The following is a 20,260-nucleotide window of genomic DNA, read 5'->3' on the forward strand; positions in this document are numbered from 1 at the left end:
CACGCCTTCGTGGATTGGTGGGGCCGACGCGGATGTCCGCGCGGCCAGCTAGAACAGGGTACGTGAGGCGTGGTCAAACGGGAAATCAGCTCGGTCAGCCGTGGTAGTCGAAGGGGACGGCTCCCGCGGGGACGCCGTTCATGGCGCCGCGCAGGTGGGTGCGGCCCTTGCCGACGGTGCGCAGGGTGTGGCTGAGCAGGTCTTCGAACTCGGCCAGCTTGGTGTCGACGTAGTCGTCGCACTCGGCGCGCTTGCGGGCGGCCTCGTCGGCAGTGGCGTCGAGGATGCGGGCGGACTCGGCGTGGGCGGCCTGCACGACCTCGGTCTGCGAGACCAGCCTGGCCTGCTCGAAGCGGCCTTCCTCGACCGCGCGCTCGTAGGACTCGCGGCCCGCCTGCAGCATCCGGTCGGCCTCGGACTGGGAGCGGCCGACCAGGCTCTCGTACTCGGCGCGGCCCGCGGCGACGGTGCGGTCGGCCTCGTCCTGGGCCTCGGCGACGAGGCGGTCGGCGTGCGCGGTGGCGTCGGCGATGAGGCGCTCGGCCTGGGCGCGGGCGTCGGCGACGAGCTGTTCGGCTTCGAGGGCCACCTTGGAGCGGGTCTGCTCGGCCTGGTGTTCGGCGCCGCCGATGATCTCGTCCTTGCGGTCGAGCACGTCCTGGGCGTCGTCGATCTCGGCGGGCAGCGCGTCGCGCACCTCGTCGAGCAGTTCGAGGACGTCGCCGCGGGGCACCACGCAGCCCGACGTCATCGGCACGCCCCGGGCTTCCTCCAGGATCGTGACCAGTTCGTCGATCGCCTCGAAGACCTTGTACACAGCTCCTCCTCCACCTCCACGCGCGGGACGTGACGGCTCCCCGTTCGATTCTGCCCGCTTACCGGGCTTCGCACGTGGAGATCGAGTGGGCGTGTTCCTTTGTGACGGTGTGGGGGCTTGTGATGATCCGCACCGTCGCGCTTTCTAGCTCTCGTCCGCCGCCGCGTTGTCGGCCAGGCGCTTGAGGAGGCGGGTGTGGACGAGCTCCGGGAGCAGGTGCGAGACCGCGCCGCCGTAGGTCGCGACCTCCTTGACCAGGGAGCTGGACAGGAAGCTGTTGAGCGGGCTGGTCGGCATGAACATGGTCTCCACGCCGGTCAGGCCCTGGTTCATCTGGGCCATCTGCAGTTCGTAGTCGAAGTCGCTGATGGCGCGCAGACCCTTCACGATCGCCTGGACGTCGTTCTGGGTGCAGTAGTCCACCAGCAGCCCGTGCCAGGAGTCGACGCGGACGTTGGACAGGTGCGCGGTGGTCTCGGCGAGCATGTCCATCCGCTCTTCGACGGTGAACAGGCCGCGCTTCGACTTGTTGATCATGACGGCGATCACGACCTCGTCGAACAGCGCCGCGGCCCGCTCGATGATGTCGAGGTGGCCGTTGGTGGGCGGGTCGTACGAGCCCGGACAAACTGCGCGCGTCATGGATTTGGACCGTAGCAGCCGGGAGTCAGTCGGAGTCCGTGTCGACACTCACTTGCGAGGCCCAGTGCAACTCGGTATCGCCATAGCGGCGGGAACGCTCCGGCACGAGGGCGGCGGGCCAGTCGGGGGCGCCCGCGCGGGTGGCCCGCTCGACGATCACCGTCGAGCCGGGCGCGGTCCAGCCGTAGTCGACCAGGGCGTTGAGCATGACGGCGAGTTCCGGGCCCTCGACGGCGTAGGGCGGGTCGGCCATGACCAGGTCGTAGGGCTCGGCGGAGCCGGTGGAGAGGACCTGGGTGACCCGTCCGGCCCGGATGTCGACGCCGGGCAGCGCGACGATGGCGGCGTTGCGCTTGAGGACGCCGACGGCGTTGCGGTCGGCCTCCACCATGGTGGCGAGAACCGCCCCACGCGACAGCGCCTCGAACCCGAGCGCGCCGGAGCCCGCGTAGAGGTCGAGCACCCGGGCGCCATGCAGGCCCACCCCGGCCTCCAGCGCGCTGAAGAGGGCCTCACGCACCCGGTCCGACGTCGGCCTGGTGCCCTTGGGCGGCACGGCCAGCCGCCTGCCCCCGGCGGCGCCCGCCACAATCCTTGTCACCTCCATATGGTGCCTGACCAGCCCGCGCGGCAGCCCCGGAGGGGTGACCCGGCGCACATCGGCCATCAGGTCGATTCAGGCGCGACGCAAAGCGCGTAATCTCGCTCTTCCTGTCGGAAACCAACCTGGGAGCGCTGCGTGTCGGAAACCTCTGTGAGAGAGGCCGAGATCGCGGTCGAGCAGAAGCACGTCGACGTCGTGTACGCGCGCGTCGACGAGATGCGCAGCGAGGCCGAGGCGATGCGCAACCGCGGTGACGCGCTCGCCCACGGAGCACGCAACGAGGCGGTCTTCGAGCAGGCCGCCATGCTCTTCGAACGCGATGTCATGGTTCGCCACGCGAACCAGATCCTGCGCACCCTCGACGCGGAACACGAAGGGCTGGTCTTCGGGCGGCTCGACGACACCGCGGGCGAGACGATGTACGTCGGCCGTCTCGGGGTCCGCGACGTGGAGTTCGACAACCTGGTCACCGACTGGCGCGCCCCCGCGGCGGCGCCGTTCTACCAGGCGACCGCCGAGCAGCCGATGGACATCATCCGCCGCCGGGTGATCCGCTCCTCGGGGCAGACCGTGGTCGACATCGACGACGACCTGCTCATGCCGGAGCGCCACCTGGAGAGCATGGCCGTCGTCGGCGAGGGCGCGCTGATGGCGAGCCTGACCCGCGCGCGCGGCGAGAACATGCGCGACATCGTCGCCACCATCCAGAAGGAGCAGGACGAGGCGATCCGGGCGCCGTGGCGCGGGGTCACCGAGATCACCGGCGGTCCCGGCACCGGCAAGACGGCGGTGGCGCTGCACCGCGTGGCGTACCTGCTCTACCGCGACCGCAGGCGCATGGGCGGCACGGGCGTGCTCGTGGTCGGCCCGTCGCCCGCGTTCACGTCCTACATCTCGCGGGTCCTGCCCTCCATGGGTGAGGACAACGTGGAGCTGCGCTCGCTCTCGGACCTGCTCGACGGCGTCAAGGCGGTCCGGGTCGACTCGGCGCCGGTGGCCGCGGTCAAGGGGTCGCTGCGGATGCGCCGGGTGCTCAAGCGGGCCATCCGCGAAGCCCCCGCGGACGCGCCGAACGAGCTGCGGATCATGTACCGGGGCGAGGTGCTCAAGCTCGACGCGCGCGAGCTCGACACGGTTCGCAACAACGTCCACAATGGACGTCGTCCGCCGAACCAGGCACGGGTGGACGCCGCCGAGGCGCTACTGGAAGCGTTGTGGCGCAAGGCTGATTCCTACACCGACTTCCCGGTGAAGCGAGCCGACCTGATCACCGAGCTCGGCGAGCGGATCGACTTCCACCGGTTCGTGGTCGTGTGGTGGCAGCTGCTCACCCCGGCGGAGGTGCTGCGTTCACTGAGCGACCGCAGGCGCCTGTCGCGGATCGCGGGGCGCGGGCTCACCCGGTCCGAAGTGGACATGCTGGCCGACTCGTGGGCCGACCCGAGTGGGCCCTCGGTCGCCGACATCGCCCTGCTCGACGAGCTGCGGATGCTGCTGGGCAAGCCGCCCAAGCGGCGCAAGCGCAAGACCGACACCTCGGCCGCCGAGCTGCAGACGTGGTCGGAGCGGCAGAGCGGGCCGGGTTATCACCGGCCCGACGACTACGACGAGTACTCCCACATCGTCGTCGACGAGGCACAGGACCTCTCGCCGATGCAGTGGCGGATGGTGGGCAGGCGCGGCAAGTACGCGAGCTGGACCGTCGTCGGCGACCCGGTGCAGAGCTCGTGGCCGGACCCGGCGGAGGCCCGGCAGGCGCAGGACGGCGCGTTCGGCGGCCCCCGGACCGTGCGCAGGCAGTTCGCGCTGCGCACCAACTACCGGAACTCGGCGGAGATCTTCGACCTCGCGGGCAAGGTCGTCCGGGATGTCTCGACCCCCGAGCAGCTGCCGCACGCGGTGCGCAGCACGGGAATCGAACCCTCGATCCAGGTCTGCTCGTTCGACCAGCTGACAGAGTTCGCGGTCAACGCGGCGAAGGAACTGCTGGGCACGGTCGACGGCACGGTCGGGGTCATCACCGCGACCAGCCGGGTCGACTCGACCCGGTCGGCGATCGAGCGGCTCAACGACGAACGGCTGCGGGTGGTCGACGGGCTGGAGTCCAAGGGTTTGGAGTACGACGCGGTCGTGCTGATCGAGCCTGCGGAGCTGGTCGCGGAGTCCACCACGGGGCCACGAACTCTGTATGTCGCCCTCACGCGGGCCACTCAGCGGCTTACGGTAGTGACGACCGACCGAAACTGGCCGGACAGCTAAAAGGAGCAGCGTGCCGGAGCCCGACCCGAGCCGACCAGCAGGTCAGTGTGCCGACCTGCTCAGGCTCATGGACGCGGGCAGGTTGCGCGACGCCGCGGCCAGGGCGAAGCTGCTCACCCGGTTCAGCACCGATCCGCATGAGCGGACCCAGGCGCACCTGTTCCTCCTCGGCGCGCTGCTCACGCTGGGGCAGGCGGGCACCGCGGAGTTCGCCCACGTCCTGGCCGAGGCCGACGACGCGGTCAAGCTGTTCCCGGAACCCGCTTTCGTCGGCGAGTTCCACGCCCTGGCGGGCGGCGCGGCGTTCGCGGTCGGCGAGATCGAGAGCGCGATGCTGCACACCGTCGACGGGATGCGGGCGACCGCGCAGGCAAACCCCAGCGTGACGACCGCGTTGGCCTGGTACGACCTGGCGTGGACCGCGGGCGAGCTGGGGATGACCGATGAGGTCGACCTCGCCCTGCGCCAGGCCCACGAGGCGGGCAGCCCTTGGGGCCTGCACTACGAGGACGCCCCGATGCGGTTGGTCACCGCAGTGTCGGCGGATCACCGCGGCGACACCGACCAGTGCGCGTCCATGCTGGCGGACATGTCCGCCGACGGGCGCAGGCTGGCGGCCGGAGACCTCGACGGCGTCGCCATGGCCGACCGCGCGTACCTGGCCTACGCGACTGCCCGGTACACCGTGCTGGGCGGCGACCCGGGTGTCGACCCGCGGCGGCTGATGCCCGCGGAGGCCGACCAGGCGAGCAACCCGTACCGCATCCTGACCCGGGTGTGCCTGGCGATCACCGCGGGCAGGCCCACCGACGTCCTGCCCGCGTTGGCCGCGACCGTGCCGATCAATCTGGTGCACGAGGTGGAGATCCTGCGGCTGCGCTCGCTGGCGCTGAGCTCGGCAGGCGACCTGACGGGAGCGCTGGCCGCCGAGCGGGAGGCGATCCGGCGGTTCACCGAGCCGTGGCAGAACCTGCGCAGGCTGGCCACCAACGCCGCCCGCTTCCGCGCGGACCACGCGGTCCTGTCGGAATACGCGGCGGCCGCGCTGACCGATCCCTTGACGGGCCTGCCGAACCGCAGGCACCTGGAGGAACGGCTCGAGGAGATCAGCGGCAGGCGGCAGCGGGCGATCGTCGGGCTGATGGACCTGGACAACTTCAAGGAAGTCAACACCCACCACGGCCACCTGGCGGGCGACGCCGTTCTGGCCCGCATCGCGTCGGTGGTGGCGTCCTCCCTGCGGGAGGGCGACTTCCTGGCGCGATACGGCGGCGACGAGTTCGTCGCGGTCCTCACCGACACGTCGATGAGCGCCGCCCACGAGGTCGGCGACCGGGTGAGTGCGGCTCTGGCCCGGGAGAACTGGGGCGAACTGGCGCTGGCGGCGCCGGTGGGAATCAGCATCGGCTGGGCGGAACTGACCGCACACGGCCCGAGCGCGGCACTGGCGGCGGCGGACCAGGCGATGTACGCCCGCAAGGGCGCCCGGGACTACTGAACCGAAGTCCGCAGTAGCAAAGATCCCCTGCCCCGACCCGCGAGTCGCCCCTTCCAGCAAGCGAGTCGCCCCCTCCAGCAACTGAGTCGCCCCGCCCAGCCAAGTGAATGTCGAATTCACTTGCCGGACGGGGCGACTCGTTTGCCTGGAGGGGCGACTCGCGGGGGTGGGGCTCAGCCCAGGACCACCAACAGGTCCCCACCCTCGACCTGCTGCACCTTCCCAATAGCGAGCCGAGAAACCTTCCCCGCCTTCGAGGCAGTGATAGCCGCCTCCATCTTCATCGCCTCAATAGTCGCGACAGTCGCACCCGCCTCAACCTCGTCGCCCTCGCTGACCGAAAGCGTGACAACGCCGGCGAACGGAGCAGCGACATGGTTGGGGTTCGTCTTGTCGGCCTTCTCCGCCACCGGCAGATCCGAAGCGATCGCCCGGTCCCGCACCTGAATCGGCCGCAACTGGCCGTTCAGCGTCGCCATCACGGTCCGCATGCCGCGCTCGTCCGGGTCGGCGACCGCTTCCAGCTCGATCAGCAGGGTCACGCCCTTGCCGATGCCGACCGCGTACTCCTTGCCCTGCTCCAGGCCGAAGAAGAAGTCCTTGCTGGCCAACACACTCGTGTCGCCGAACTGGTCCCGGTGCGCCAGGTACTCCTTTGTCGGCCCCGGGAACAGCAGCCGGTTGAGCGTGGCCCGCCGGTCCGACGCCAACCCCTCCCGGTCGGCCTCGGTCAGTTCCGCGACGCCCTTCGGAGCCGCTCGGCCCTTCAACGCCTTGGTGCGGAACGGTTCCGGCCAGCCACCGGCCGGGTCGCCGAGTTCACCGTGGAGGAAGCCGACGACCGAGTCGGGCACGTCGAAGCTGCCCGGTTCGGACTCGAACATCTTCGGGTCCACCCCGGCGCCCACCAGGTGCAGCGCCAGGTCGCCGACGACCTTGGACGACGGCGTCACCTTGACCAGCCTGCCGAGCATCCGGTCGGCCGCGGCGTACATCGTCTCGATGTCCTCGAAGCGGTCGCCCAGGCCCAGCGCGACCGCCTGGGTGCGCAGGTTCGACAGCTGCCCGCCGGGGATCTCGTGGTGGTACACGCGACCGGTCGGCGACGGCAGGCCCGCCTCGAACGGGCGGTACACGCGCCGGACGATCTCCCAGTACGGCTCGAGGTCCGACACCGCCTGCAGCGACAGGCCGGTCTCGCGCTCGCTGTGGTCGGTCGCCGCCACGATCGCCGAGAGCGACGGCTGCGAGGTGGTGCCCGCCATCGACGCGACCGCGCCGTCGACGGCGTCCACACCGGACTGGATCGCGGCGAGGTACGTCGCCAGCTGGCCACCGGCGGTGTCGTGCGTGTGGAGGTGGACCGGGAGGTCGAACTCCTTGCGCAGCGCGGTGATCAGGCGGGCCGCGGCGGGCGGGCGCAGCAGGCCCGCCATGTCCTTGACCGCCAGCACGTGGGCACCCGCGCCGACGATCTGCTCCGCCAGCTTGAGGTAATAGTCCAATGTGTACAGCTGCTCGGCCGGGTCGCTCAGGTCCGCCGTGTAGCACAGGGCCACCTCGGCGACCGCGGAACCGGTCTCCCGCACGGCCTCGATCGCCGGGCGCATCTGCTCGACGTCGTTGAGCGCGTCGAAGATCCGGAAGATGTCGATGCCGGTCTTCGTGGCCTCCTCGACGAACGCGGAGGTCACCTCCGTCGGGTACGGCGTGTACCCCACGGTGTTGCGCCCGCGCAGCAGCATCTGCAGACAGATGTTCGGCACGGCCTCGCGCAGCGCGGCCAGGCGCTCCCACGGGTCCTCGGCGAGGAACCGCAGCGCGACGTCGTAGGTCGCGCCGCCCCAGCACTCCAGCGACAGCAGCTCCGGGGTCATCCGCGCGACGTGCGGGGCGACCGCGAGGAGGTCCTTGGTGCGCACCCGGGTCGCGAGCAGCGACTGGTGGGCGTCGCGGAACGTGGTGTCGGTGACGCCGACGTTCTTCGACTCGCGCATCCAGCGGGCGAAGCCCTCCGGCCCGAGTTCGACCAGCTTCTGCTTGGAGCCCGCGGGCGCGTCGGCGTTGAGGTCGATCTCGGGGAGCTTGGCGCGCGGCTCGATCACCTTCGGCCGCTCGCCGTGCGGCTTGTTGACCGTCACGTCGGCGAGGTAGGTCAGCAGGCGGGTGCCGCGGTCGGCCGAGTGCCGCGCGGTGAGCAGGTGCGGGCGCTGCTCGATGAACGACGTCGTCACCCGCCCGGCCACGAAGTCCTCGTCGTCGAGGACGGCCTGCAGGAACGGGATGTTCGTGGCCACACCGCGGATGCGGAACTCCGCCACCGCGCGCTTGGCCCGCCGGACCGCCGCGTCGAAGTCGCGGCCACGACAGGTGAGCTTGACCAGCATCGAGTCGAAGTGCGCGCTGACCTCGGCGCCCGCCGCGGTGCCGCCGTCGAGCCGGATGCCGCTTCCGCCCGGGGAGCGGTAGGCGCTGATCATGCCGGTGTCGGGGCGGAACCCGTTGGCCGGATCCTCCGTGGTGATGCGGCACTGCAGCGCCGCGCCGCGCAGGTAGATGTCGTCCTGGGTGAGCCCGAGGTCGGGCAGCGTCTCGCCCGAGGCGATGCGCAGCTGCGACTGGACGAGGTCGACGTCGGTGACCTCCTCGGTCACCGTGTGCTCGACCTGGATGCGCGGGTTCATCTCGATGAAGACGTGATGGCCGCGGGTGTCGAGCAGGAACTCGACGGTGCCCGCGTTGAGGTAGCCGATGTGCCGGGCGAACTTGACCGCGTCGGCGCAGATCCGCTCGCGCAGCTCGGGGTCGAGGTTCGGCGCGGGGGCCAGCTCGATCACCTTCTGGTGGCGCCGCTGCAGCGAGCAGTCGCGCTCGTAGAGGTGGATCACGTTGCCGTCGGCGTCGGCGAGGATCTGCACCTCGATGTGGCGCGGGTCGACGACGGCCTGCTCCAGGAACACCGTGGAGTCGCCGAACGCCGACTCGGCCTCACGCATCGCCGCTTCCAGCGACTCACGCAGCGCCTTGGGCTCCTCGACGCGACGCATGCCACGGCCGCCACCGCCCGCGACCGCCTTGACGAAGATCGGGAATCCGATCTCCTCGGCGGCCTTGAGCAGCCCCTCGACGTCCTTGGACGGCTCGGAGGACTGCAGCACGGGCAGGCCCGCGGCCTTGGCGGCGGCGATCGCGCGCGCCTTGTTGCCGGTCAGCTCGAGGATGTCGGCGGTCGGGCCGACGAACGTGATGCCCGCCTCCGCGCACGCGGTGGCCAGCTCGGGGTTCTCGGAGAGGAACCCGTAGCCCGGGTACACCGCGTCGGCGCCCGCTTTCTTGGCGGCCTTGACGATCTCCTCGACAGACAGATACGCCCGAACCGGGTGACCGGGTTCGCCGATCTCGTAAGCCTCATCGGCCTTCATCCGGTGCTGGGAGTTGCGGTCCTCATGTGGGAACACCGCGACAGTCCCGGCGCCGAGTTCATACCCGGCCCGGAACGCCCGGATGGCGATCTCGCCACGGTTGGCGACGAGCACCTTGCGAAACATGCCCGGATACCTCCTGCTACTTCAGCGTCGGTCGCCGGAGATTACCGTGTCTTTCCCGCCAGTCGGGAACGTCGTCCCACGTGACGGACTACTCGCCGGTAACGCCGTCGCCGTGTTCCGCGCGTTCGGCCGACCTCGAATCCGAAGTCTCGCCCAGCTGACAATTGTCCTGGCAGGCGGGGTTCCGCGCCGGATCAGTCGACCACGATCTCGTGCACTCCGACGGTCGGGCCTGGCGGAAAAACGACGCGTACCTGCGAAGCCATGAGGCCGTGGACGGAGACGCCGCTGTACTCCCCCGCGATCCGGCCCACGGTCCGCCAGGCCCCGACGCCGTCGCGCAGCTGGATCTCCCCGCGCGGGGGCGTGTGGCGGGCGGCCAGGACGACCACGCTGGTGATCGGCCGGGGCCCCGCCACGGGCACCTCGGCGACCCCGGACGTGACGGGGAACACGGTCTCGGCGGCCCCGTCGGCGCACGCGTCGACCGGCGCCGGGGTCACGCTGAACTCGCTCACGGCCAGCCAGTGCCGCTGCCCGGCGGTGGCCCGCAGCCGCAGGTACCGGGTCGCCTCCGTCAGCCCGGCCACGACGGTCGGACTGGCGACCTGGCGGACCGGCAGCCAGGTGATGCCGTCGACCGAACGCTCGATCACGCCCGACCGCAGGTAGTCGTGGGGCCGGGCGTTCTGGCCCATGACCAGCCGGACGCCGCTGAGCGAACGGACCCGGCCCAGGTCCAGGACGACCTGGGTGCCCGCCCGCGGCGCGCCCGCGCTCCAGAAGTAGGTCGTGGCGTCGCCGTCGACCATCCGGGCGGGAAGGTGGTCGCCGTAGGCGCCCATGTCGGTCGTCGGCGCCGGGTGGGTGCGGCGCAGGTTGAGCGCCCGGTCGGACTCGGCCCGGGCGGCGGCGACGAACCGGCGGTGGCGCGGCGGCACGTCGAGCCCGGCCAACGCGAGGCGATGGGCCCACGCGCGCCGGTGGTGCCCGAGGGCGTGGGCAAGCAGGATCCGCGCGGCGCGGCGGGCGCTCTCGGTGTCGCCGCCGGTGTCCGTCCGGAGTCGGTGGTCTAAAACCGCGGCGGTGCGACGCAGGTCGGTGCGGCCGACATAGGCGGCCCAGAAGTCGGCGACGGCCTGCGCGGTGGCCACGGGCGACGTGGGCGCCTCGGCCGCGGCGGGTGCCTGGGCGGCCAGCAGCGCGGCGACGACCACGGGCAGCCCGCGTCGAAGGTGGCGTCCGCCTGGTGGCACGACAGGTCCTCTCTTGGTGCCTCGGACAGGCGGGCACAGCACTGGGCCCGGGCGGCTGAAATGTCTCAGCAACGCCCGGGCCCGCGCCAGAGCCGTCACCCGAACGGCGGCTGGACAACCACGTTCGGTTGACGGACGGCGACGCTTACTGTCCTGTGTAGAGGATGCGGTCGGCGGTGTTCGGCGGCAGGTTGCACACTCCTCGACTGGCCTTGGCCTTGAGCGCGGCCTGGACCTGCGCCGGTGTCGCCACGGGGTTGAGAGCGGCGAACAGGGCGGCGCCGCCGGTTACGTGCGCGGCGGCGAAGGAGGTCCCGCTGATCGTCACGGTCGCGGTGTCGGAGGTGATCCACGGGGCGGTGATGCCGACGCCGGGCGCGTAGAGATCGACGAGCGGGCCGTAATTGGAGCTACGAGAGGCACAGTCGTTGCGATCGATCGCCGCGGAGGTGATCGCCTCGACGACGCGCGCGGGCGAGAAGTTGCCCGCCTGGCTCGCCGAGGAACCGGCGGGCACCGAGTAGGTGACGCCGGAGGCGATCGAGCGGCGGACCGCGTCGTCGAGCGCCTGGTTGGCCGAGCCGCCGAGACTCATATTGGCGACGGCGGGCTTCACCGCATTGCGGGTCACCCAGTCGATACCGGCGATCACGGCGGAGATCGTTCCGGAGCCCGAGTTGTTCAGCACCCGAACCGGGACGATCCGGACTTCCTTGGCCACACCGTGCGCGGTGCCGCCGATGACGCCCGCGACGAAGGTGCCGTGGCCGTTTCCGTCGGTGGGATCTTGGTCGTGGTCGACGAAGTCGTAGCCACCGGAGACGCGGCCGGCGAAATCCTGGTGCGTGGCCTTGACTCCGGTGTCGATCACGTAGGCGTGGACGTTCGCCGCGGTGGTCGCGTAGCGATAGCGGCCGTCGAGCGGGCGGGTTCGCTGGTCGATGCGGTCGAGGCCCCACGACGGTGGATTGAGTTGCTCCCCGAGGGCGTGCACGGGACTGTCGGGGACCAAGTAGGAGACGGCCGGATCGGCCGCCAGGGCGCGCGCCTGCCCGCGGGTCAGGCGGGCCGAAAACCCTTGCAGGGCAGCGGAATACCGGTGTTCCACGGTTCCGCCGTGGCGGTGGGTCAGGTCGTCCGCGGTGCCCGCGCGGAGGACCACGACGTAGGCCGCGGCGGACTCGGCGCCCGCCGGGACAGGGATGGCCGCCAACGACAGCGCGACAATTGCCGGAAGCAACATGCGAATTTTCTTCGGCGTCATATACCTGATCTACGTCGCCCAGGTCGGCGCGAACAATCATCCCCAATTACCAGCCTGTGGAAGACACGATTGGGGGACCCACTAAAGTGGGGCAATGCCGACTGCCGACGCCGAGTCCGCCGACAAAGTCCCACACTTCGACACGGTCCTGCGTGGGTACAACCCCCGCCAGGTCAACGAGCGGGTCACCCGTCTCACCTACGACCTGCGCCACGCGGCCAAGGGACGCGACGAGGCTTCGGCCAAGGTCGCGGAGCTGACCAAGTCGCTTGGTTCGTTGCAGCAGCAACTGTTGGAGACGACGACCCGGCTCAACCGGATCACCTCGAACCCCAACAGCACCGAGGGGATGACCGAGCGCGTCCGGCTCATGATGGAGCTGGCCCGCGAGGAGATCGCCGACTTCAAGCGTGAGGCCGACGAGTACGCGCAGGCGACTCGCACCGAGGCCGACACCTACGCCACGGGCGTGAAGTCCAGCGCCGACGACTACGTCGCGCAGACCCGCAAGAACGCCGACGGCTACGCCCAGAACACCACCCGCGCCGCCGACGAGGCCGCCGCCGGCCTGCGCGCCGAGGCCGAGGCGTACGCCGCGGACCTCAAGGCGAAGCACGAGCGCCTCGTCGCCGATGTCGAGGAGCGGCGCAAGCAGTTGGAGGCGGACTACACCCGCAACCACGCCGAACTCGACGCCGAGTACGAGACGATGCGCGCGAACCTCGTCGCCGAGCACACCAAGCTCATGGCCGACTCCCGCGCGGAGATCGAACGGCAGTCGAAGGCCAACGAGGCCCGCATCGCCCAGCTCTACGACGACGCGTCCGCCCACCGCGACGAACTCGACGCCGAAGCCCAGCGCATCCGCGAACAGCTCGACGCCGAGGCCGCGGAACTGCGCGCCGCCGCCGCCGAGAAGGCCGACCAGGACCTCGCCGCCAAGCGCGCCGCGGCCGAAGCCGACCTCGCCGCCCGCACGGAGCAGGCGGAGGCCACCTTCGCCGAGCGGACCGCCGAACTGGACCGCGAGTACGCGGCGAAGTCCGCGGCCATCGAGAAGGACCTCGCCGACGCCCGCGCGAAGTCCGACGCGGAAATCACCGCCCGCCTCGACTCGGCGGAGAAGCGCGCCGCCACCCTGATCGCGGACGCGGAGAAGTTCCAGGCCGACACCGAGTCCACCCTCGCCGCCCAGTCCGCGGCGGTCGAGAAGGAACTCGCGGACGCCCGCGCCAAGTCGGACGCGGAAATCCTGGCCAACCTCGACACCGCGGAAAAGCGCGCCGCCAAACTCGTCGCCGACGCCGAGAAGCTGCGCAAGGACACCGAGGCCAAGCTCGCCGAGGAGCGCAAGAGCGTGGAGGCCGAGCTGGCAGCCCAGCGAGCCACCACGGAAAAGGAAACCGCGAAGCTCCTGTCCGACGCGGAAGCCCGCCTGACCGACGCCACGGAGAAGAACCGCGCCGCGACCGACTACGAGACCCGCGTCTCGGAACAGGTCACCAACGCGTTCGCGCTGCTGGAAGAGGCCAAGCGCCACTTCACGTCGGCGAAGCCGGCGAAGACCGAGAACGCCGCCCCTGCGAACTCCAACGGCAACAAGGCACCCGCCAAGACCCGCTAGATGTGATCACGTGGAAAGGCGCCCGGGGCTTCGCTCCGGGCGCCTTCCCTTCTCAAGCAGAAACTTTCGGTCATCCACATCGTTCCGGATCCCATCCACAGACTCCGCAGCCCGCTCAACCGTAGGGAGACGTGTTGCCACGACCTGGCGTGTTCTGCCTTGAAGGCGAATGGAGCTGGAGTTCTACCTACGAACGTGGCTGCAGAAGCGCTACGACAACTACCGCGTGCTCTACCTGGCTTGCCACGGCTCAGCCGATGGCATCGAACTCGGCGGTGACATGGTCACGCTCGCCGACTTGGCGACCATCCTCGAAGGCGGGTGCGACGCCAGCACTATTTACTTCGGCTCATGCATGGCGATGGATGTCGAGGATCGGGTCCTCACAGACTTGGTCGCACGAACCGGGAGCGAAGGCTGTGGTTGGTTACAGCAACGACATCGACTGGCTGGACTCCGCGGCGTTCGAGTGTTTGCTCCTCGACCGCCTGACCCGAGGCAACCGGACCGACGGAATGTTCAACCAACTCCATAACGACCACGGCCAGATGGCCGAGCGGCTCGGGCTTGTAGCGGCTACCCGCACCACCGTTTACCGGGCTCCCCGGCGAACCCGACCGAAATAGCGGCCAGGAAGCCTGGCACGAACTGCAGGCCGATCACCGATGTCGCGGTGACGGGTCGCTTGCCGCCACCGCCACCGCCACCAGCGCGAGGCTTGTCTTTGTCCCTGCAGTTCCCCCTTGCCCCTCGTCCTGGCCGTCTTTAACTCTCGATCATCGGTGTCAAGGGTCGCGCAGCGATCGCGCAGCGACGGCCGTTTACGGCCGCCCTTGACGCCGATGATCGAGAGTTAAACAATTATGGCCAGAGGGGCACCCGGTTTCGGCCCCCGGGTTTGGGCAGCCCGCTATTCGGCTGACAGCAAGTCTTGCAACTCCTGCACAGCCTTCTTCAGCTCATCCGCGAACGCGTACATCTCAGCCGCCACCCCCACCGGCGTGCTCAAGTACAGGTTCAACCGATCCGGCAGCAACACATACGCCACCCCAATGCACTTCGAAGACGTGGACCCGAACCCGAAGTACTGGATGTTGACCGACGGCGCCGAGCTCGTGCTCAGGTAGTCGTCGCGCATCGTGATCCAGCCCGGGCTGTCATACAGGGCAAGGGGTTCTCCGCCGCCGCGGCGCTTCTGGATCAGCTGGAGTTCCCACAGGTGCTGCTCCGGTGCCCGACCGGCCTGGCAGTCCTTCGCCCGGGCGACGTGCTTCTCCGCTGCCGCCCGGAAAGCGGCGCGGCGGGTGTCCGGGTCGCCGGATTCCATGGCCTCGACGAACTGCAGCACCTCCGGGGTGACGACCCGCATCGCCTCGGTGCGGCCTCGGTTGTACTGGCGGGTGGCGATGGACTCGTAGGTGGCGCCGGTGATGCCCTTGGTGCGCTTGTGCGCGAGCTGGTACGCCAGCTGCGCGAAGGCGTCCGGGGACATGCCCAGTTGCTTCGCTTTGTTCGCCCCGAAGTCGTCGAACGAGACGATCGTGGTGGCGTTGGCGGCCGCGTAATCAGCGAAAGCCTTGGCGGCGGTTGCCACATCGGCGCGCAAGGCGTCGGTGAGGGTGAACTCGACCAGTTCCGACGTCGGGACGCCGGGCGCGGTCTCAGCGGTGGGCTCGTCGCCGAGGATGCTGTCGACGAAGGCGAGGATGGTCGTCCCGTCCAGGCCGCAGTGCTCGATGTTGATGCCCGCGCGGCCGTCGGCGAAGACGATCAGGGACACGGCCTTGTCGAACCACCGGTTGGCGCTGTCACCGTGGAGCAGGTGGTCGCACGCCTCCTGGGTGTCCTTCGGCGCGAAGTCCTCCAGGCACACGCAGAACAGCGCAGTCTCCACGACGTCCAGGGCGGCCGCGTTGTCCTGCGCAAGCGCTTGCCTGGTCGCTGCCCAGTCCGCGCGGGCCATCGTGGTGAGGTGGCCGACGCAGGTGTCGGAGCGCTCGGGGGTCATCAGAGCGCGCAGGGCCTCGGTGAGGCCGTCGAGGGAGTACGGGCGGCCGTCGGGGGCGATGACGTCGAGCCGGATGATGTTGCCCCGGAACAGCACCGCGATGTGCTTGGCCTGCGACGGGCCCGGCCACTCGTCGGTGTACGGGACGCGGACGGTGTCCTGCTCGAGACCCGGGATGCGGGTGGCGGAGAACAGGTACTTGTTCTGCTCCATCGACAGCGGCTGCCCGCGCTGCAAGACCGGCGGGATCCGCTCGTCGTCGAGGCGCAGCTTGTAGTCGACGGCGGCCGCGGTCAGCGCGGCGGCGCGCTCGACCTGGCCCAGGTCGCTGTCCTTGAACAGGAAGAAGAAGTTGGCGTTGAGCGCGATCCGGTCGCGCCTGCCCAGGTAGCGCGACGGCCAGAATGTGTCGAGCCAGCTGTGCACACCCTCGGTCTCGTTGTACCGCACCAGCTCCGCGTGCAGTTCCCGCGCAGGACTGTCAGGCCGCAGGTAGTCGGCCACGGCGGCCTCGGTCTGGGCCAGTTCCTCGGCCGTCAGCAGCGGCGCGCACCAGGCCAGGAAGCGCTCGCACGTGTCTTCCAACTCGGGCAGCGGGACCCGCGGCAGGAGGTCCTCGTTGCCGAAGGTGCGGGGAGACCATTGCTGGCTGCTGTTCACGTTGATCCTCGAACTCGGTGGTCGGGTGTGCCCATCATCGCGCGGTCAGGCGCGCGGACGGGAGATATAGAGCCGGGCATAGAGCCACCCTTCGGCTTCCAGCCCGGCCGGGTCCACCGACACGCTCGACAACGTGTCCAGGACCTGCGTCTGCTCCTCCGCGGAAGCGAACCGCCGCTGCCGGAAGTCGCCGTCGACGGCCTCGGTCTCGTAGCCGAGTTCGGCCAGGCTCTCGGCCACCGGGTCGAAGGAGAACATGCGGAGCACGAAGTGCGCCATCCACGGCCGCCGCTCCTGCGCGCGGGCGATCCGGGAGATCGTCTTCTCGGTCACATAGCCGACGCAGCCGGTGGAGACGACGATGTCGGTCCCCGCCAACTCGGCGCGCTGCTCCGGCGTCGGGTCGGCGCGCTCCAGGTCGGCGTGGAGGGCGGAGTCGATGAAAGCGGCCGACAGCGCGTAGGACAGGGCGTTCTCGGAGGCGTCGAACCCGGCGAACCGCACGCCGTCGAGGCGCGGGCGCGCGCGAACCAACTCGCGGTCGCGCGCGACCAAGTCGCCGTGGCCGAGTTCCCCGGTGTCGGCGTAGTGCAGGTACAGGTCGTCCATCGTCGCGTCGCAGCGCAGGAGCGCGGCGTTGATCCCGTAGGAGCAGCCGACGTCGAGGACGTTCACCTCGGCGGCGCCGGTGGTCTCCCGGTACTCGTGGATGAGCTTGAGGAAGTACGGCTTGGCCAGCTCGGGAATGCGGTAGTCCAGCTCCCGCAGCGCGCCGTAGTACGCGCGCGGGTCGGGCTGGATGTAGATGTCGTCGAAGGAGATCTTTCCGGTGGTGTCGAAACGCACGGACACGCTCGCTCCCTAGTCCAACAACTGGTCGCCTCGAACGGCGCGCCCCGCGGCCGCCAGGTGTTCAGGCAGGACGCGGCCGAAGAGCTGCCGGGTCCGTTCCACATTGCCGATCACGCCGGGACGCTCGCTGTAGGCGAAGATCGCCGAGTGGCGGGCCGTCTCGCCGCGCACGGAGGTCACCCGGTGCAGCGAATAGCGGCCTTTGAACAACTGCAGGTCGCCGGGCCGCAGGGAAAGCCGGCGGATAAGCCGTTCCCCACTCCCGGTCAGCACCGCACGCACCTCGCCGAAGTTCTCGGCCTGCCCGGACCGGATATTCGGGCAGTATTCGAACACGCCGCCCGCCGCCGATTCCTGGGTCAGCATGCTCACGGTGAATTCGTTCGTGTCGAAATGCCACGGGTGTTCCATTCCCGGCGACACGACATTGAGGCACAACCCGGCCAGCGGGTCGGCGAACTCGTGCAGCTCCGGCAACTCGAAGCACTCGGCGACGAATCGCTTGAACAGCGCGCTGGTGTAGAGCTGGTGGATGAGCGAGGTCTCCGGGATGCGGTCACGGGCGACGAAAGCGTTGCCCCGCTCCAGAATCATGCGCCCGGGGTGGTCCTCGGGCAGGTCGGCGTCGAGCGGGATGTTGTAGGCGTTGACCTGCTCGACGTCGTAGTGGGCGAGCGGCGCGACGCTCGCACCCTCCGCGCGCAGCGTCTCCCTCAGTTCCGATCTGATGAAATCCGGCAGCACACTGCAGCCGTCGGTGCGCAATTCCTGACGGGCCTGGGAAACAGCGGTTCGCCACGCGCCGCTTGCCGGATCCGTCAGCGGATAGCGAGCCGTGTCGACCACCCGGTCGATCACTCGGACTTCCGTAGCGACCATGCGGTTCATTGTCTTGACTCACGAGTAGCGACCGCTACCTGAAATGCGCGGTAATTTTCGTGATCGTAGCCATATTGTGTCAGGACACCAAGATCCGTTAAGTTCAGGACTTTTCCAGATATTCCGCCCGGTCTTCGGCGACCAGTTGGCGGACCATCGTGGCCAATCCCGGATACGGCTTGAGGTCCGGGTCGTCGGCGATGAGCGCCTGGGCCACGACCCGGGCGTCGGCGATGACGTCCTCGTCGCGCAGCAGCGACAGCATCTTGAGCCCGGAGCGCGAACCGGACTGGCTCGACCCGAGGATGTCGCCCTCGCGCCGCATCTCCAGGTCGAGCCGGGCGAGCTCGAAACCGTCCAAAGTGGACGCCACGGCGGCCAGTCGGTCGCGGGTCGCGGTGCCGCCCGGCATCTCCGTGACCAGCAGACACAGCCCCGGCGCGCTGCCTCGGCCGACCCGGCCACGCAGCTGGTGGAGCTGGCTGACACCGAACCGGTCGGCGTCCATGATCACCATGGCGGTCGCGTTGGGCACGTTGACGCCGACCTCGACGACCGTCGTCGCGACGAGCACATCGATCTCGCCCGCCGCGAACGCGCGCATCACGCGGTCCTTCTCGTCGGGCGCCAGCCGCCCGTGCAGGATGCCCAGTCGCAGCCCCGCGAGCGCGCCCTCGGCCAGTAGCGGCGCCACGTCGGCCACGGCCAGCGGCGGCCTGCGGTCGGTCCCGGAGTCCTTAGGGGGTTCCCCCTCATTTGTGTCCTCCGAAGATGCCTCCTCGCCGATGCGCGGGCAGACGACGTAGGCCTGGTGGCCCTTGGAGACCTCCTCGCGGATGCGCTCCCAGACCCGGTCGAGCCACGCGGGCTTCTCCGACACCGGCACGACGTTGGTCGAGATCGGGGACCGGCCCGCCGGGAGTTCGCGCAGCGCCGAGGTCTCCAGGTCGCCGTAGACCGTCATCGCGACCGTGCGCGGGATCGGCGTCGCGGTCATGACCAGCACGTGCGGGCTGACGTTCTCCCCCGCCCGCGCGCGCAGGGCGTCGCGCTGCTCGACGCCGAAGCGGTGCTGCTCGTCGACGACGACGAAACCCAGGTCGGCGAAGGAGACCTTGTCCTGGATCAGCGCGTGCGTGCCGACGACGATGCCCGCGGCGCCGCTGGCCGCGTCGAGCAGTGCCTGCTTGCGTTGCGGCGCGGTCAAGGACCCGGTGAGCAGCGTGATGCTGGTGGCGTTCTCCGCGCCGCCGAGCTGACCACCCTGGGCGAGGTCGCCCAGCATCTCGGCGAGCGAGCGGGCGTGTTGCGCGGCAAGGACTTCCGTGGGCGCGAGGAGCGCGGCCTGCCGACCGGAGTCGACGACCTGCAGCATCGCGCGCAGGGCCACGATCGTCTTGCCGGAGCCGACTTCGCCTTGCAGCAGCCTGCTCATCGGGTGGCTGCCGGAGAGGTCCTCGGCGATCGCGTGGCCGACCTCGACCTGGCCCTTGGTGAGCGTGAACGGCAGCCGCTGGTCGAACGCGTCGAGGATTCCGTCCGGCCGTGGCGGGCACGCGGGCGCGGGGCGGGCGCCGCTGGCCATCCGCCGCTGGGCGAGCACGAGCTGGAGTGCCAGCGCCTCGTCCCACTTGAGCCGGGTCTTCGCGGACTCGACGTCGGCCCAGTCGGCGGGCAGGTGGATCGCGCGAACCGACGCGTCGTACTCCGCGAGGCCGAGCTTGTCGCGCAGCTCGTCGGGGAACGGGTCCTCGATCTCGTCGAGCATCCCCAGCGTCTGGCTGACGCACTGGGCGATCTGCCAGGACTGGATCTTCGCCGAGGCCGGGTAGACCGGGATCAGGCTGCCCGCGAACTCCCCGGCGTCGACCTCGTCGGTCGACTCGAACAGCTGGTAATCGGGGTTGGCGAGCTGCAGCTTGTTGCGGAACGCGGTGACCTTGCCCGCGAAGAGCGCGTTGAGCCCCGGCTTGAGCTTGTCCAGGTGCCAGGGCTGGTTGAAGAACGCACACTCCAGCGACTTGCTGCCGTCGGTGAGGACGACCTCGATGATCGACCCGCGCTTGGTCTTCATCTGCCGCTTGTTGACCGAGACGACCTTCGCCATCACCGTGACGTGCTCGCCGACCTCCAGCCCGGCGATCTCGGTGAGCTTGCCGCGCTCTGCGTAGCGGCGGGGGTAGTGGCGCAGCAGCTCGCCCGCGGTCTCCAAGGAGAACGCGGCCTTCAGCGCGTCGGCCGACTTCTTGCCCACCACCCGGTCGAGCTTCTCGCTCAGCGAAGCCATACTTCTCCGTTCCGCACTCGGCTCGCCCAATTATGTCGACTCACACCGACACCGGCACGCGC

Annotated in this window: 14 protein-coding genes; 4 read left to right on the forward strand and 10 right to left on the reverse strand. The window is 69.7% G+C overall.

Going from position 1 to position 20,260, the window contains the following annotated elements:
* Positions 1 to 94: 94 nt before the first annotated feature.
* The 3 genes from C8E96_RS00505 to rsmD all read right to left on the reverse strand — a co-directional run bounded on the left by C8E96_RS00505 (position 95) and on the right by rsmD (position 2,060).
* Positions 95 to 817: a DivIVA domain-containing protein gene (locus C8E96_RS00505; protein ID WP_091370892.1), complete on the reverse strand. Its 723-nt coding sequence runs from the start codon at positions 815 to 817 to the stop codon at positions 95 to 97.
* A gap of 144 nt (positions 818 to 961) precedes the next feature.
* Positions 962 to 1,459 carry a pantetheine-phosphate adenylyltransferase gene (gene coaD / locus C8E96_RS00510; RefSeq protein ID WP_091370890.1) on the reverse strand — a complete coding sequence of 166 codons (498 nt, stop codon included), beginning with the start codon at positions 1,457 to 1,459 and terminating at the stop codon, positions 962 to 964.
* Between the two features lie 25 nt (positions 1,460 to 1,484).
* Positions 1,485 to 2,060, reverse strand: a complete 576-nt coding sequence (rsmD, locus tag C8E96_RS00515; RefSeq protein ID WP_091371403.1) for a 16S rRNA (guanine(966)-N(2))-methyltransferase RsmD — start codon at positions 2,058 to 2,060, stop codon at positions 1,485 to 1,487.
* Between the two features lie 138 nt (positions 2,061 to 2,198).
* Between rsmD and C8E96_RS00520 the strand changes: the two genes are divergently transcribed.
* Together C8E96_RS00520 and C8E96_RS00525 are read left to right on the forward strand one after the other, a co-directional pair.
* The gene (locus C8E96_RS00520) at positions 2,199 to 4,322 is read left to right on the forward strand and encodes a HelD family protein (RefSeq protein ID WP_091370888.1); all 2,124 of its coding nucleotides are present in this window, start codon (positions 2,199 to 2,201) and stop codon (positions 4,320 to 4,322) included.
* A gap of 10 nt (positions 4,323 to 4,332) precedes the next feature.
* Positions 4,333 to 5,820, forward strand: coding sequence for a GGDEF domain-containing protein (locus C8E96_RS00525; protein WP_133794081.1), 1,488 nt, complete (start codon positions 4,333 to 4,335; stop codon positions 5,818 to 5,820).
* A gap of 173 nt (positions 5,821 to 5,993) precedes the next feature.
* Here the strand turns inward: C8E96_RS00525 and C8E96_RS00530 are convergent, their stop codons facing one another.
* From C8E96_RS00530 to C8E96_RS00540, 3 genes are all read right to left on the reverse strand, one after another.
* Positions 5,994 to 9,368, reverse strand: coding sequence for a pyruvate carboxylase (locus tag C8E96_RS00530; RefSeq protein ID WP_091370884.1), 3,375 nt, complete (start codon positions 9,366 to 9,368; stop codon positions 5,994 to 5,996).
* A 194-nt stretch (positions 9,369 to 9,562) separates the two neighbouring features.
* On the reverse strand, positions 9,563 to 10,624 hold the full coding sequence (locus C8E96_RS00535) for a discoidin domain-containing protein (RefSeq protein ID WP_133794086.1): 1,062 nt from the start codon (positions 10,622 to 10,624) through the stop codon (positions 9,563 to 9,565).
* 145 nt (positions 10,625 to 10,769) lie between these two features.
* The gene (locus C8E96_RS00540) at positions 10,770 to 11,867 is read right to left on the reverse strand and encodes a S8 family peptidase (protein WP_228769699.1); all 1,098 of its coding nucleotides are present in this window, start codon (positions 11,865 to 11,867) and stop codon (positions 10,770 to 10,772) included.
* Positions 11,868 to 11,982: 115 nt separating this feature from the next.
* Between C8E96_RS00540 and C8E96_RS00545 the strand changes: the two genes are divergently transcribed.
* Together C8E96_RS00545 and C8E96_RS34560 are read left to right on the forward strand one after the other, a co-directional pair.
* Entirely contained in the window at positions 11,983 to 13,512 is a 1,530-nt protein-coding gene (locus C8E96_RS00545) for a coiled-coil domain-containing protein (RefSeq protein ID WP_091370877.1), read from the forward strand.
* Between the two features lie 169 nt (positions 13,513 to 13,681).
* Positions 13,682 to 14,047 carry a DUF6642 family protein gene (locus C8E96_RS34560; protein WP_407642591.1) on the forward strand — a complete coding sequence of 122 codons (366 nt, stop codon included), beginning with the start codon at positions 13,682 to 13,684 and terminating at the stop codon, positions 14,045 to 14,047.
* A 375-nt stretch (positions 14,048 to 14,422) separates the two neighbouring features.
* Here C8E96_RS34560 and C8E96_RS00550 read toward each other — a convergent pair whose 3' ends face one another.
* The 4 genes from C8E96_RS00550 to recG all read right to left on the reverse strand — a co-directional run bounded on the left by C8E96_RS00550 (position 14,423) and on the right by recG (position 20,198).
* Positions 14,423 to 16,186 carry a choline/carnitine O-acyltransferase gene (locus tag C8E96_RS00550; protein WP_091370873.1) on the reverse strand — a complete coding sequence of 588 codons (1,764 nt, stop codon included), beginning with the start codon at positions 16,184 to 16,186 and terminating at the stop codon, positions 14,423 to 14,425.
* A 39-nt stretch (positions 16,187 to 16,225) separates the two neighbouring features.
* Positions 16,226 to 17,032 carry a class I SAM-dependent methyltransferase gene (locus C8E96_RS00555; protein WP_324187084.1) on the reverse strand — a complete coding sequence of 269 codons (807 nt, stop codon included), beginning with the start codon at positions 17,030 to 17,032 and terminating at the stop codon, positions 16,226 to 16,228.
* A 9-nt stretch (positions 17,033 to 17,041) separates the two neighbouring features.
* The gene (locus tag C8E96_RS00560) at positions 17,042 to 17,920 is read right to left on the reverse strand and encodes a HalD/BesD family halogenase (RefSeq protein WP_407642592.1); all 879 of its coding nucleotides are present in this window, start codon (positions 17,918 to 17,920) and stop codon (positions 17,042 to 17,044) included.
* 94 nt (positions 17,921 to 18,014) lie between these two features.
* The gene (recG, locus tag C8E96_RS00565) at positions 18,015 to 20,198 is read right to left on the reverse strand and encodes an ATP-dependent DNA helicase RecG (RefSeq protein ID WP_091370870.1); all 2,184 of its coding nucleotides are present in this window, start codon (positions 20,196 to 20,198) and stop codon (positions 18,015 to 18,017) included.
* Between the last annotated feature and the right edge of the window lie 62 nt (positions 20,199 to 20,260).

This window comes from Actinokineospora alba, from assembly GCF_004362515.1.
Lineage (GTDB): Bacteria > Actinomycetota > Actinomycetes > Mycobacteriales > Pseudonocardiaceae > Actinokineospora > Actinokineospora alba.